This window comes from Halorubrum lacusprofundi ATCC 49239, from assembly GCF_000022205.1.
Lineage (GTDB): Archaea > Halobacteriota > Halobacteria > Halobacteriales > Haloferacaceae > Halorubrum > Halorubrum lacusprofundi.
Genome location: NC_012029.1, coordinates 2,370,960 through 2,384,995, shown reverse-complemented (window position 1 = coordinate 2,384,995; position 14,036 = coordinate 2,370,960). Strand labels below are relative to the sequence as shown.

The 14,036-nt window shown below is 66.4% G+C and carries 14 protein-coding genes; 5 read left to right on the top strand and 9 right to left on the bottom strand.

The genetic code is table 11. The features are described 5' to 3' along the window. Nucleotides 1-13: 13 nt before the first annotated feature. From HLAC_RS11875 to pyrH, 4 genes are all read right to left on the bottom strand, one after another. Complete coding sequence (locus HLAC_RS11875; protein WP_015911084.1) at nt 14-910, bottom strand: sensor histidine kinase; 897 nt, start codon at nt 908-910, stop codon at nt 14-16. A gap of 76 nt (nt 911-986) precedes the next feature. Further along, nucleotides 987-1,238: a DUF7573 domain-containing protein gene (locus tag HLAC_RS11870; protein WP_015911083.1), complete on the bottom strand. Its 252-nt coding sequence runs from the start codon at nt 1,236-1,238 to the stop codon at nt 987-989. After that, complete coding sequence (gene lysS, locus HLAC_RS11865) at nt 1,239-2,942, bottom strand: lysine--tRNA ligase (protein ID WP_015911082.1); 1,704 nt, start codon at nt 2,940-2,942, stop codon at nt 1,239-1,241. Further along, nucleotides 2,939-3,664 (bottom strand): UMP kinase, encoded by a 726-nt coding sequence (gene pyrH / locus HLAC_RS11860; protein ID WP_015911081.1) that lies wholly within the window; start codon nt 3,662-3,664, stop codon nt 2,939-2,941. The genes lysS and pyrH overlap by 4 nt, the downstream gene beginning before the upstream one ends. 167 nt (nt 3,665-3,831) lie before the next feature. On the opposite strand from pyrH, the gene HLAC_RS11855 reads away from it, so the two are divergent. The 3 genes from HLAC_RS11855 (at nt 3,832) to HLAC_RS11845 (ending at nt 6,649) form a co-directional block, all read left to right on the top strand. Next, a complete protein-coding gene (locus tag HLAC_RS11855) occupies nt 3,832-4,716 on the top strand; it encodes a molybdopterin synthase (RefSeq protein ID WP_015911080.1) in 885 nt (294 codons plus the stop codon). Nucleotides 4,717-5,040: 324 nt separating this feature from the next. Continuing rightward, nucleotides 5,041-5,301 carry a DUF7123 family protein gene (locus tag HLAC_RS11850; protein WP_015911079.1) on the top strand — a complete coding sequence of 87 codons (261 nt, stop codon included), beginning with the start codon at nt 5,041-5,043 and terminating at the stop codon, nt 5,299-5,301. 196 nt (nt 5,302-5,497) lie between these two features. Beyond that, nucleotides 5,498-6,649, top strand: a complete 1,152-nt coding sequence (locus HLAC_RS11845) for a site-2 protease family protein (RefSeq protein WP_015911078.1) — start codon at nt 5,498-5,500, stop codon at nt 6,647-6,649. A gap of 90 nt (nt 6,650-6,739) precedes the next feature. On the opposite strand, the gene HLAC_RS11840 is transcribed toward HLAC_RS11845, so the two are convergent. The 4 genes from HLAC_RS11840 to HLAC_RS11825 form a co-directional block, all read right to left on the bottom strand. Then, nucleotides 6,740-8,413 (bottom strand): ABC1 kinase family protein, encoded by a 1,674-nt coding sequence (locus HLAC_RS11840; protein WP_015911077.1) that lies wholly within the window; start codon nt 8,411-8,413, stop codon nt 6,740-6,742. 3 nt (nt 8,414-8,416) lie between these two features. Continuing rightward, on the bottom strand, nt 8,417-8,794 hold the full coding sequence (locus HLAC_RS11835) for an Hsp20/alpha crystallin family protein (protein WP_015911076.1): 378 nt from the start codon (nt 8,792-8,794) through the stop codon (nt 8,417-8,419). Between the two features lie 112 nt (nt 8,795-8,906). After that, entirely contained in the window at nt 8,907-9,644 is a 738-nt protein-coding gene (locus HLAC_RS11830; protein ID WP_015911075.1) for a hypothetical protein, read from the bottom strand. Nucleotides 9,645-9,953: 309 nt separating this feature from the next. Further along, a complete protein-coding gene (locus HLAC_RS11825; RefSeq protein WP_015911074.1) occupies nt 9,954-10,739 on the bottom strand; it encodes an alpha/beta fold hydrolase in 786 nt (261 codons plus the stop codon). Nucleotides 10,740-10,981: 242 nt separating this feature from the next. Here HLAC_RS11825 and HLAC_RS11820 point away from each other — a divergent pair, with 242 nt between their 5' ends. Both HLAC_RS11820 and HLAC_RS11815 read left to right on the top strand, forming a co-directional pair. Continuing rightward, nucleotides 10,982-11,233 carry a DUF7127 family protein gene (locus HLAC_RS11820; RefSeq protein WP_015911073.1) on the top strand — a complete coding sequence of 84 codons (252 nt, stop codon included), beginning with the start codon at nt 10,982-10,984 and terminating at the stop codon, nt 11,231-11,233. Then, nucleotides 11,230-13,494, top strand: a complete 2,265-nt coding sequence (locus HLAC_RS11815; protein WP_015911072.1) for a CDC48 family AAA ATPase — start codon at nt 11,230-11,232, stop codon at nt 13,492-13,494. The genes HLAC_RS11820 and HLAC_RS11815 overlap by 4 nt, the downstream gene beginning before the upstream one ends. Nucleotides 13,495-13,533: 39 nt before the next feature. Here the strand turns inward: HLAC_RS11815 and HLAC_RS11810 are convergent, their stop codons facing one another. Next, nucleotides 13,534-13,773, bottom strand: a complete 240-nt coding sequence (locus HLAC_RS11810; protein WP_015911071.1) for a DUF8029 family protein — start codon at nt 13,771-13,773, stop codon at nt 13,534-13,536. Nucleotides 13,774-14,036: the final 263 nt, after the last annotated feature.

Sequence of the window (14,036 nt, the reverse complement as noted above, 5' to 3'; positions counted from 1 at the left end):
GTCTGATTCGCGTTCAGCTGTTGTCGACCGAGTCGAATCGAAGCCGGACCGTCGTCCCGTCGTCGGTCGTCTCGAACCTGACCGTTCCGCCTTGCGTCTCGCACATCCACTTGACGAGCCACAGCCCGATGCTGCTTGCGTGCGACAGCGGCGTCTCCTCTTCGGCGCGCAACACTGCTCGCTCGTCGGCGGGGATCCCCGGCCCGTTGTCACTGACTTCCAGACAGGCCGTCGACCCGTTCTCCGTGACGCGGGCGTCGATCCGGCGCACCGACTCGTCGTTATGGGTGACGGCGTTCTCGAACACCTCTTGGATCGGATACTCGATCGACTCGTCCGCATGGACCCACGCCTCGGCGGGTGCGTCGAGGGTGAGTGAGACGTCTGTGCGGTCGACACCCGTGGCAGCCTCGCGAACCGCCTCGACGAGGTCGACTCGCCCACTCGGAGGAGTCGGTGATGCATCCTCGATGACGCGCAGCTTCTCGCTAATCTCCACCACGTCGTCGGTCGTCTCCCGGATCGTTTCTAGGCATTCCCGGCTCCGTTCGTCGTCGACCCGCTCGGCGAGTAGGTCTGTGTACCCCTGAATGACATTGAGATCGTTTCGCACGTTGTGTCGGAAAACCCGACTCAATACCTGGAGCTGCTGGTTCGACGTCTCTAGCTCGCGCCGGGCGGCGGCCGCCCGGCGCTTCTGATACGCCGTCGCGCCGTAGAAGACCAGCGACGAGATGCTGACGAACAGCCACCCGTCAACGGCGTGAACCGGCGTCCACGTCGAAAGCGATCCGACCATGGACACGACTGCGAGGTCGGTTGCGAGGACGAACAGCGCTCCAAGACAAAGGTACGCGACGGTGAGCCCCCGCGGAGACCGGCCGAAGATGAAATCAGATTCTAATTTCATATATATTTCACTAAACCTCAGCCGATTTTTGCCGTAAGCAACGGCTGTCTCCGAGACGTATTAAACCTTGACTGAACTACCAGAGTTTACAATCGGGACAGACGCGGTCTCCGTCGTCGAGCCAGCGGCGCTCAACGCGCTCACCGCACCGCTCGCAGTCGGCGCCGCCGGTAGTCCACGTTGATGTCGCCGTCGCGGGGGACGGGTCGTCGTCGATCACGGTATCATCCGGTTCTGCGGCTGACGCGTCAGCGCCCGCGGTGTCGTCGGTGTCCTCGGAGTCATCGTCCGAGCCCTCGAACTCGTCGAGCGAGCGGTCCTCGGGCATCTACGCCTCCCGGCGGAGCCGTGCCACGACGTAGTCACGCTCCAACTCGCCGAGGAACTCGCCGAGCCGCGGCCCCTGCGTGTCGTCGAAGAAGAGCCGGTAGCCCGCGGCGAAGAAGTCGCTCACCTCAACGTCGTGTGCGCGCGCCGTCTCGTATATCTCCGCTTGGATCGCCTCGCCGTCGTGGCCGGCCGCGACGAACTCCGCGAGGTCGTCGAGCGCAGCCGCAACATCGTCGTCGAAGTCGGCGTCGGGCAACTCCGTCTGGAGCCGGTAGTCGTACTCGTTAGCGGTGCGCTCCGCCCAGTTGCGCGCCTTCTCGACGCGGGCTAGCGCGGCTTCGACGGTCTCGTCGGAGGCGTCGTCGGGGATGTGTCCCTCGTCACGGGCGAGTCGCTCCCGGAACGCTGGGTCGTCGACCATCCCGAGGACCGCCGCGAAGGTGTACGGGAGCCGCACGGGCTTCTCGGTGGGCGGGTCGTCCGCGCGCCTAACGACGAACGGGTAGGCGCGCTCGGCGAAGGCGGTCAGATCCTCGTCGTCGACCTCGCCGAAGTACGCGCGCTCGAACCGGTCGAACCGGTCGACGAGCTGGTCGAGTCGTTCGATGTCGAGGTCGCGTGCCTTCTTCGGGTGGAGCGCGAAGAAGTACCGGAGCACCGCGGGTTCGAGCAGGTCGAGCAGTTCCGAGACGGTGACGATGTTGCCGGCCGACGAGGAGAGCGGCTCGCCGTTGAGCGTGAACCACTCGTACACCATCGGCACCGGCGGCTCGATTCCGAGGACGTTCCGCGCCACGTCGACGCCGGAGGGCCATGACCCCTCCGCGTGGTCCTTGCCGAACGGCTCGAAGTCGACGCCGAGCACGTCCCATTGGCCGGGCCACTCCAGCCGCCACGGGAGCTTCCCCTCGCGGAACGTGGCAGTCCCCTCGTGGCCGCACCCTTCGATGGTATTGTCGCCGACGTCCATGTCGGTACAGACGTACTCGACAGTCTCGGCGTCGAGGTCGACGCTCGTGACCGTCTCCGTGATCTTCCCGCACTCGCCACACACCGGATTGAACGGGACGTACTCGCCGTCGACCTTGTCCTGATACTGCGAGAGCACCTCGCGAACGCCGTCAAGGTCAGAGAGGACCCTCCGAGTCACGTCGTCGAAGGCGCCGTCGGCGTACAGCTCCGTGTTCGAGACCATCTCGACCGGAATCTCCAATCGGTCGGCATCGGCCTTCAACAGGGCGGCGAAGTGGGCGGCGTACGAGTCGCGCTCGCCGAACGGGTCCGGAATCGCGGTGTACGGCTTCCCGAGGTTCCGGCCGAGCGCGCCCGCGTCGACCTCGCCGAGCCCCACGATCTCCCCGTCGGGGTTCGCCAGCTTCCGCGGGATCTTGCGGAGCGGGTCCTTGTCGTCGGAGGTGAACACCTGCCGGACTTCGTGGCCGCGCTCGCGCAACACCGCCGCGACGAAGTACCCTCGCATGATCTCGTTGAAGTTGCCGAGGTGTGCGACCCCCGAAGGAGAGACGCCGCCCTTGATCACGATCGGCTCGTCCGGGTCGCGCGCCTCGATCTCGTCGGCGACCACGTCAGCCCAGAAGGCGCGGAACCCCTTGCCGTCGTCCCCCTCGTCGTCGTCGCCCGCCGATCCGTCCGTGTCTCGCGCCTGTTCCGAGAGGATGTGCGGGGAGTCGTCGGCGCTCATGCGTCGCTCGACCCCGTCCAGTAGATCGGCTCCTCGCTCCCAGTCGGAATCACGTCGGTGCCGGTGTGGTCGCCGCGGAGGACGGCGTCGACGACAACCTCGGGATTCGTCCCGTCGAGGACGATCGAGCGGATGCCCGCGCGGTCGATCAGCTTGGCCGCGAGCAGGTCGACGGGAGCAGACGCCCCCGCGTTCCGGCTCATCGGAAGGACGATGTCGACGAGCTCCGCCGGCGACATCGACCCGAACTGGGTCGCGTCGTCGTCGACGTTGGGGTCGGCATCGTACACGCCGTTCGCGCTCGTCGCGTACACGAGCAGGTCGGCGTCGACCGACTCCGCGAAGGCGGCGGCGACCGCGTCGGTAGTCTGTCCGGGGGTCACGCCGCCCATCACCGACACCTCCCCGCGGCGGAGGGCGGCGGCCGCCTCGTCGTACCCCGTCGCCGGCGAGAGGTTCGCGCCGCCGGCGAGCGCGGCGATAAGCAGGCGGGCGTTGAGCCGGGTCGTCCCGATGCCCAGCTGGTCGAGTTCGACCTCGTTGGCGCCCAATTCGCGCGCCGTCTCGATGTACTCGCGCGCGACGCCGCCCCCGCCGACGACGACGCCGACTTCGCAGCCGTCGGCCGCCAGTCGCTCGATCGCCTCGGCGTACGCGGCCACCCGGTCGGGGTCCAGATCGGGCGCGAGCACGCTCCCGCCGATAGAAACGACGACTCTCATTACTGTCGAATATCCCTGTCGCGGTCTTAAGGATTATCAAGCGGGACAGGCGGAGACAGCGGTGCAGGCGAACGTTTGTTCCGACACAGGCGGGACAGCTCGAACAGCGGTGGTTGATCCCGACCGCGCCGGGAAACGCCTAAGCCGCTCGCAGTCCGCCTTCGAGTATGCAACCGATATCGATCGTCGGCCCCGGAGCGACCGACCTCGCGGGGACGCTCGCAGACCGGCTCGATGGGCGAGTGGCGGTCGTCGACTGCGGTGGGGAGGACGGAGAACGAGGCGAAGCCCCCGGTCGAGCCGCCGAGTCCGAGGTGACTGACGGCGGCGTCGCGGTGAGACGAGACGACTCCGATGACGAGGGAGCGGCGGAGAGGGCCGCCGACACGGCGATCGCGCTCGATGCAGACGGCTCGTGGGCGGGACGCGGGCGCGTCGAGGGACTCGATGACCTCCTCGACGGACTCGCGCCCGATCACGACTACCTCGTCGCGGTCGGCGAGTCCCGCCTGCGCGTCCCGACGGTCCTGCTCGGTGCGGACGCGGAGCCGGCGGACGTTCCCGGATCGGTCGTCGCCGCCGCCGACGCACCCGACCAGATCGACCTCGACGGGCTCGTCACGGATCTGGCCGACGCGGAGCCGTGGGTCACCCGGGAGGCGCTCGTGCGTCAGGTGGAGGCGTCAGCGGACGCAGACCGCGCCGGTGCCATCGCGACGTTCACCGGGCGAGTTCGCGCGCGAGACGCTCCGAACGACGACCGGACGACCCACCTCGCGTTCGAGAAGTACGAGGGGGTCGCTGCGGAGCAGATGGACGCCATCGCCGCCGAGCTGACCGAGCGCGACGGAGTATTTGAAGTTCGGATGCACCACCGGACGGGCGTGATCGAGGCGGGCGAAGATATCGTGTTTATCGTCGTTCTCGCGGGCCACCGCGGGGAGGCGTTCCGAACGGTCGAGGACGGGATTGACCGACTGAAAGACGAGGTACCGATATTCAAAAAGGAGTCCACGGAGGCCGAGGAGTTCTGGGTCCACCGGAGAGAGTAGCCGGACGGGAGCGCGCAGAAACTGTCGAACGCGGGCCTCGACCGGACGCGAGCGAGCGCCCCGGGCGGAATTATCCAGAGATTGTTGCCGACAAATGGCGGCATCGTGCATCGACGAGGTGAGGCGAAGGCGAGGTTCCCGGCTGGTGTAGTAAACCGTTTTAAGGATATTATAAAACGTCTAAGTGGATATCAAACGGTTATGAAGCGTTTGTCTGACACCTTTTAGCTCGTTGGGTCGGCCTGAAACGCCCTGAAAGCCACTGAACACCCTCTAACGGTCTTCCCTTTATAACACCCTCCGGGAATAAGCGGAGAGTGTACCATGAGCGCGACTGCAAACCCCTCCACGACCGGGACCTCGACCGACGACCTCAGCAAGGAAGAGCGGCTGAAGCGGTACCTACTCGACCGCGCGGAGGACGGTGAGATGTACTTCAAAGGGAAGTTCATCTCCCAGGATGTCGATCTCTCGCCGAAGGAGATCGGCGCCCTGATGCTGAAGCTCCGAGACTCGGCCACGGAGCTCACCGTCGAGAAGTGGTCGTACACGGGCGCGACGACCTGGCGCGTCGAGCCCGCCTGATCGCTGGAAGTACTACCGAACGGCGCGTTCACACGCGTCCCCGCACCCACGCTGACAATCGCACACTGTCACTCGCACTGACACTCTGACGGCTTCCCTACCAGCCGTCGTTCCGCAACCTTTCTCCCCGCTCTCGATCGATCCGGACGCCTCGCCCGACGCGGGGTTTATACTCGCCGACCAGCTACCACCGACGATGCCAGAACACGAGGACGTGGAGCCGTCGGAGGCGTCCGACGTTCCGCGTCCGGAGCCGCTCCGGACGTTCTTCCGGGTCGACGAGATCTGCCGGGAGGACGGCCGCGTTCGGTACGTCGGAGAGTCGTACATTCCGGAGCGCACGCTGTTGCGGAAGCTGGTCCCGGAGTTCCGAGACGCCGGCTACGATGTCGACGTAGAGACGGTTGAGGGGGGCCACACCGTCGTCGCAACTCCGTTCGACCACGGACGAGCCGGAATCCCGTGGATGAACATCGGCATGTTCGCGGCGACAGTTCTGTCGACGCTGTTCGTGGGCGCGTACGGGTGGTACTACATCGGATGGGAGGAGATCGCCGCGAACCCCCTGACCATGCTGCGGGCGTGGCCGTTCACGGCCGCGGTGCTCGGCGTCTTGATGACCCACGAGCTCGGCCACTACGTCGCCGGGCGGTACCACGGCGTCGACGTCTCGCTGCCGTACGTCATCCCGTTCGTGTTCCCGTTCGGGACTCTCGGAGCGATCATCCGGATGCGAGGTCGGATGCCCTCACGGAGGGCCCTGTTCGACATCGGGGTCGCCGGCCCGATCGCCGGGCTGATCGCGACTGTCGTCGTCACTGCGATCGGGCTCTCTCTCGACCCGCTCCGCGTTCCGGCCGAGATCGCCAACGCGTCGGGGACGGTGATCCGGTTCAATAACCCACCACTTTTGGGTATTATTGCCGATCTTATCGGGCAGCCGACGGCGTACGAGGATCCGGGACTCACCGCACACCCGGTAGTGATCGGCGGCTGGGTTGGGATGTTCTTCACCCTACTCAACCTCCTGCCGGTCGGCCAGCTCGACGGAGGGCACATGGTCCGGGCGATGCTCGGCCCGCGACAGGAGACGGTCGCGGCGCTGGTTCCCGGTGCCCTCTTTTCGATCGCCGCGTACCTCTACTTCTGGCGCGGCTTCGGGCTCGACCAGTCGGTAGGGCTGTGGACGTTTTGGGGCGTGTTCTCGCTCGTGATCGCGTTCAACGGCCCCGCCAACCCGACCGACGAGGAGCGGCTCGGCTGGCCGCGACTCGCCGTTGGGATCGGAACATTCGCGGTCGGGGCGCTCTGTTTCCTTCTCGTTCCGATCGAAGTCATCACGGCGTGAACGGCCCACATTACGCAGTCTCGACGTGGGAAACAGACCGGACGGTCTCAGCGTGGGAGGCAGACCGGACGGTCTCAGTGCGACTGACGGTCAGTCGTCGCGCCGCTTTTTCATCCCCTGTCTGGTAAACTGAGGCGTCGTCCGGATCCCGCGCTTCTTCCGGAACGAGCGGTAGAGCGCGACGGCGAGCGGGGCGGCGAGCAGGAGTACGACCGCCGCGAGCCGCCACGACTGAGCGAACGAGTAGAGGATTGTCGAGGAGAGCACGCCGACGGCGAGCAGCACCGAGTAAGCGATCCGCATCGCGAGCTTGTCGAGGACGTTCGAGCCGTCGTCGATCGTGACGTCGATGTGGAGGTCACCGCGGTTCGCCCGGTCGAGAAAGTCGTCTGCCTTCGGCGGGACCGTAAACAGCGCCTCAGCCGTTTTCTGGGCCTGTTGTCCGGCGCCCTCGGCGAGGTTTCGGGCGGTCTGCTCGTAGTACCCCTCTTCTTTGAGATACTCCGTCGCGGTCGAGATGAAGTCGAACTCGGGATCGAGGGTGACACAGACCCCCTCGACGACGGTGGCGACGCGCAACACGAGCGCGAGGTCCGGCGGGAGTCGGAGGGGGAACTCGTAGATGGTCGACTCCACCTGTTCGATGATCTGGTTCACCTGGTACTGCTCGATGTCCTCGCCGCTGGCGTCCGCGATGGCAAGCTCCATCACGTTCCCCATCACCTCGCGGTCGGCCTCCGGCGAGAGGGTGCCCATCGCGATCAGCGTGTCGAGGATGCCGTCGATGTCCTGGCGGGCGACCGCGACGTAGAAGTCGACGATCTTCTCCTGAATGAACGGGTCCACCCGTCCGGCCATCCCGAAGTCGTAGAAGATCACGGCACCGTCGTCGTCGACGGCGAGGTTCCCGGGATGGGGGTCGGCGTGGAATACGCCGTCATCGATGATCATCTGGAGGTACACGTCCTGGAGCGTCTCGGCGATGGCGTTCCGGTCGTGCCCTGCGTCGTCGAGCGCGTCGACGTCGCTGATCTTGGTTCCGGGGATATACTCCATCGTGAGCACGCGCGGGCCGGAGACTGCCTCGAAGGCGGTCGGGATCCGGATCCGGTCTTCGTCGGCGAAGTTGGCGCGGATCTCTTCGAGCATCGCCCGTTCGCGGTTGTAGTCCATCTCCTCGCGGATCGTCTTCGCGAACTCGTCGGCGAGGTTCTCCAAGGAGAACGCCCGCCCGCTGCCGGTGAACTTCCTGACCAGCGGGATCGACCACCGGATCGTCCGGAGGTCGGCCTCGACGAGCGACTCGATCTTCGGACGGCGGACCTTGACGGCCACGTCGCTCCCCTCGTAGCGGGCGGTGTACACCTGCCCGAGGCTCGCGCCGCTTATCGGCTCCCGGTCGAAGTCGTCGAACGTCTCGTCGACCGGTCCGAGCTCATCTTCGAGGACGATCTTCGACTCCTCCCACGGAGCCGGCGGTACGTCGTCTTGGAGCCCCTCCAACACGTCGATGTAGGCTGGCGGGAGGATGTCCGGCCGCGTCGAGAGGATCTGCCCGAGCTTGATGAACGTGGGGCCGAGCGTGAGCAGGATGTCGAGGAGAATAGCGGCGCGCTCTCGCTGGGTCTCGGCGTCGACCTCGCGGCCCCCGCCGAACAGGAAGTACCGCTTCCGGTCTCGCCAGTAGGCGACGATCAGCGGCGAGAAGCGCCGCATGACCACGAAAAACCGCCAGTAGGCACGGAGATTGACCAGCGTAACCACCCCTCAGGCGTCGGCTTCGTCGTCGCCGGCCTCGTCGACCGGGATCGTACGGGAGGCGCCATCGGTCCGCTTGGGGATCGTCATTTCGAGAACCCCGCGGTCCATCTCAGCGTCGGCGCCGCTGCCGTCCGCGTCGCTCGGGAGGGGAAGTTCCGCGTCGAGAAACAGCGGTCGGTCCTCGCGCACGTAGCGGAACCCGTCGGGGACCTCCTTCTCACGGCGTCCCTCGATGACGATTCGGCCGTCCTCCGCGAGGACCTCGGTGGTCTCGGCGGTGGCGCCAGGGAGGTCGACGACGAGCACGTAGCCCTCGTCGGATTCAAGCAGGTCCGCAAACACCGCGTCCGGGAGGTCCCGGAGCGCGTCGCGTAACGCTGACATGTACACGGGTACGGTCGCCGCGGCGAAAAAGGTGTGGAAAGGGGGGACGGTTCCGCTCGGGCTAGAGTCGTCGGTGCGGGCGGTCGTCGCGGGCGGTCGCCACAGTTCTCGATCAGTCGTCGAAGTCGAGGTCGATCTCGCCGATGTCCTCGCCCTGCGACTCGCCCGGGAGGATGTCACCGAGCCCGGCGCCGAACGCGGCCACGGCCCAGACGACGAGCACGCGGGCCCCTCGCTCGGGGCCCGTCGGATCGCCCTCGTGGAGTCGACCCCACAGGAGCAGCATGAACGCCGAGGTGAAAAGCGAGACGAGCAACACCCCGGCGTACCGGCGCGGGATGACGCCCAAAATCGGGTGCCTGATCTCGATCTGTCGGAAGTCGGCGGCGTAGAGCAGGCCGGCGGTCATGACGAGCACGAACGCCACGTGCGCGAGCAGGAAGACGGGGACGCCCGCGACGGAGGTCCCGGCGAGCCAGCCGGCGATTTCGAAGACGCCGCCTTCGACGAGCAGGGGGAGCGAAAAGAGGACCGCCCCGACGAACGACTCGGCCATGTCGCGGGAGGTGTACTTCGTGATACGGGTGGTGAACGCGGCGCTGCCGGGCATGCGCTCGACGAGCGAGATGGTCTGGCGCACCTTCTCGCGTTCGTGGTCCCCGTCGACGGTGTCGCTCAGAGCGTCGAGTTTCGCGAGCAGGTCGTTGATGTCCGGGTCTGTGGGGCCGTGCGTCGAGGCGTCGGGATCGTGTGAGGCGTCGGAAGCGGCGTCGCCCTCGCGGGAACCGGAGCGATCGGAGCTGCCGCGGGAGCCTTCACCGGCGCTGCGGTCGAAACCGGATCCGTCCATTGCACGCCCATCGAGGCTGCCGTTTAAAAAGTATGCCGGCGACCGGCGAAGCATCCCGGCGAACGATTTAAATAGTGTCGAGTGCTAACTTGTAACACGAGGTGAGTACGGAAGATATCGGAGACCGAAACCGACAGCGATCGACGATCGGGAGGTACCGCATCGAGTTCTGTCCAGCCGGCTTCCAGACGCGGGTCGCGTCTCCGGACGCGGGCCGCGTCTCCGGAGGAGAGCGCGGCCCGGACGGTCGCTTCGCTCGCCGTATCCTTTTAAGACCCTCGACGCCGACGAGAGCTGACTCAGCCGTCGCTACGTCGACGCTCGCGAGAGCCGCGAGCAAAACGCCGCCAGCGCCGTGTTGAACGCGTCCGGTTGTTCGAGCATCGCGAGATGTGCGGCACCCTCGATCACTGCGCGCTCGCAGTCGTCGATCCGGTCTGCGAGGTAATCGTGGTACTCGACGGGCGTGAGCGCGTCATGCTCGCCGACGACCGCGAGCGACGGCACCGCGATCTCGTCGAGCCGGTCGCGGACGTCGAAGGCGTGGCAGGTGCGGAAGTCGCGTTCGGTGACGGCGCGCCCGCACTCACGCATCCCGGCGCGCGACAGTTCGACGTACTCCGGTGGCGCGTCGTGGAACAGCCGATCGGGCTCGTGGAGCAGCTCGATCACCCGGTCGAAGTCGGTCGCGAGCGCATCGCGGAGGGGTTCAGCGACGGCGAGCTTCGCACCCGTCCCGGCGAGTACGAGCCCGTCGAGCGGCAGGTCGCGCTCCAAGGCGACCCGCAGCGCGACGGCTCCGCCTAGCGAGTTGCCACAGAGGACGGTCGCTCCCGTCGCCTCCGCGACGGCGACCACGTCGTCCGCGTACGCGTCGAGCGCCTCGGGACCGGCGGAGGCGTCGATGTCGCCGCTGTCGCCGTGGCCAGACAGGTCGAGCGCGACGACCGGGAATCGGTCGCTCACGCGCGCCTGCGCCTTCCAGACGTCTTTGCTCCCCCCGCTCCCGTGGATAAAACAGACTGTCGGTCCGTCGCCGCCGCGGTCGGAGACTCGGTAGGCAGTGTCGCGGTCGTGGTGCGTGACCCGCTCCATGGTCGTTGCTCCCGCGCGTTGCTTATAAAGGTCGTCGACGGTTCCGGGTTCCTGATCGCGGCGTCAGATCTGAGCGAATTTGCCGGCCCGAAGCGCCCCGGCGCCGGCGCGATTACCCCGAACCGCCCCGGCGCCGGCGCGATTACCCCGAACCGCAACACTACCGCTACGCCGATGCTATCTCACGTCATGCGATTTTCAGCGATAAGTTTATATACTCTCGCACCTAACTTGTAGTTAGCATGAATCCCCAACAGACCCGATCGACCGGCGACGGCCCGCTGCTCCGCCGGTTCGAGTACGAGGATGGGTGGATCGTCGCCGCCGATCTTGGTGCCGACGCCGAGAACGTCTCCGTCGACACCGTCGGCGAGACCGCTATCGTCGTGATAGAGGGCGACGGTGAGCCGATCGAGTCGGAGTTCGAACTGCCGGGGGCGGCCGCGTCGACCGCGGTCGCGAACGGCGTGGTTACGGTGGAGGGCGAGCGATGAATCTCACCGTCAGGCCCTTAAAACAGAAGGACGCCGGGCGCCGCCTCGCGGCGATCGACCGCATCGCCGCCGAGGAGCTCGGACTCTCCGGCGGGGACATCATCCGCGTCGAGGGACCGGACGGCGCCGCGATCGCCCGCGTCTGGCCCGGTTACCCCGAGGACGACGGGACCGGCGTTGTGCGCATCGACGGTCGGCTTCGCCAGGAGGCCGACGTCGGGATCGACGACCGCGTGACCGTCGAGTCGGTCGACGTCTCACGGGCGGAGTCGGTGACGATCGCGTTCCCGAGCCAGCTCCGCGTGCGTGGACAGATATCTCCGTTCATCCGCGACAAGCTCTCCGGTCAGCCGGTGACTGAGGGGCAGACGATCCGCACGTCGCTCGGCTTCGGGCTGATGGGCGGCCAGTCGCAGGCGGTGCCGATGAAGGTCGCCTCGACGACCCCCTCGGGAACCGTCGTCATCACCGACGACACCGAGATCGAAATCTCGGAGGTCCCCGCAGAGGAGCTGACCGGGCCGAGCGAGGCCGGCGGCTCCGGCGATGGACCGGACGTGACCTACGAGGATATTGGCGGCCTCGACAACGAACTCGAACAGGTCCGAGAGATGATCGAGCTGCCGATGCGGCACCCGGAGCTGTTCAAGCGGCTCGGCATCGACCCGCCGAAGGGCGTCCTCCTGCACGGCCCGCCGGGCACGGGGAAGACCCTGATCGCCAAGGCCGTCGCCAACGAGATCGACGCGAACTTCCACACAATCTCCGGCCCGGAGATCATGTCGAAGTACTACGGCGAGTCGGAGGAGAAGCTCCGTGAGGTGTTCGAGGAGGCGTCCGAGGAGGCACCCGCGATCATCTTCATGGACGAGCTTGACTCCATCGCGCCCAAACGCGAGGAGGCCGGCGGCGACGTGGAGCGCCGCGTCGTGGCCCAGCTGCTCTCGCTGATGGACGGGCTCGAAGAGCGCGGCGAGGTCGTCGTCATCGGGGCGACGAACCGCGTCGACGCCATCGACCCCGCGCTCCGGCGCGGTGGCCGGTTCGACCGCGAGATCGAGGTCGGCGTCCCCGACCGCGACGGGCGCAAGGAGATCCTGCAGGTCCACACGCGGAACATGCCGCTCGTGGACGGGATCGACCTCGACGAGTACGCGGAGAACACCCACGGCTTCGTCGGCGCGGATCTGGAGTCGCTGGCGAAAGAGTCCGCGATGCACGCGCTGCGGCGCATCCGTCCCGAACTCGACCTCGAAAGCGACGAGATCGACGCCGACGTGCTGAACTCCATCCAGGTCACGGAGTCCGACTTCAAGGAGGCGATGAAGGGGATCGAACCCTCCGCGCTGCGCGAGGTGTTCGTTGAGGTCCCCGACGTCAGCTGGGACCAGGTCGGGGGCTTGGAGGACACCAAAGAGCGGCTCCGCGAGACGATCCAGTGGCCGCTCGAGTACCCCGAGGTGTTCGAGGAACTCGACATGCAGGCCGCCAAGGGCGTGCTGATGTACGGCCCGCCGGGCACGGGGAAGACCCTGCTCGCGAAGGCGGTCGCCAACGAGAGCGAGTCGAACTTCATCTCGATCAAGGGGCCCGAGCTGTTGAACAAGTTCGTGGGCGAGTCCGAGAAGGGTGTCCGCGAGGTGTTCAGCAAGGCTCGCGAGAACGCGCCGACGATCGTGTTCTTCGACGAGATCGATTCGATCGCGACTGAGCGCGGCAAGAACTCCGGCGACTCCGGCGTCGGCGAGCGCGTCGTCTCCCAGCTGCTGACGGAGCTCGATGGGCTCGAATCGCTGGAGGATGTGGTCGTCATCGCGACGACGAACCGTCCGGACCTGATCGACTCGGCGCTACTCCGGCCCGGCCGGCTCGACCGCCACGTGCACGTGCCCGTGCCGGACGAGGAGGCCCGCCGGAAGATCCTGGAAGTCCACACCCGGAACAAGCCGCTGGCCGACGACGTCGACTTGGACGCCATCGCCCGGAAGACCGAGGGCTACGTCGGCGCCGACATCGAAGCGGTGACCCGCGAGGCGTCGATGAACGCCTCCCGAGAGCTCATCGGCAGTGTCTCGCGCGAGGAAGTGGGCGAGTCCGTGGGCAACGTCCGCGTGACGATGCAGCACTTCGAGGACGCCTTAGACGAGGTGAACCCGAGCGTCACTCCCGAGACGCGCGAGCGCTACGAGGAGATCGAAAAGCAGTTCCGGCGGTCGGAGGTCAATCGCGAGGAGACCGAACCCGGCACCGCGTTCCAGTAAGGTTCCGGCTCGGGAATCTTTGAACAGTCGTCGTCGTTTTTAAACCAGTCCCGCCGTCGACAGCAGGAAGAACGCGGCGACGAGGACGATCCCGATTGTGACCAGTCGCCACGCGAGCTTCAGCACGAACTTGCCGACGACGATGATGATCGCGACGGCGACGAGCGCGACGAGCAACTGTCCCGCCTGACTGGCAAGGAGTCCGGCCTGAAGCGGCAGCGACGATGCAAAGGCGGCGAGCGAAGCGGTCATGTCCGGGCCCACGGTGAGGTCGGGCATAAGCTTGTGGGGACGAGGTCGGCCGGTCGACCGATCAGTTATCGAATTCTGACAAGTCTGTGGCAAGAACTGTGACGGACTCCGACGATCGAGCATCGATGTGGCGGCTGTGAGCGTGACGACACCTGCCATCCCCTGAAAAGTCTCATCAAACAACCCCCCCTTCTGTTCCGGTGGGGAGGAGCTTCCTTGATGCGGTTTTTTCGATCGCTGATCAGTTTCACTCCGGTCTGGCTACGCTTATGTGTCCGGAACCCGTTCGG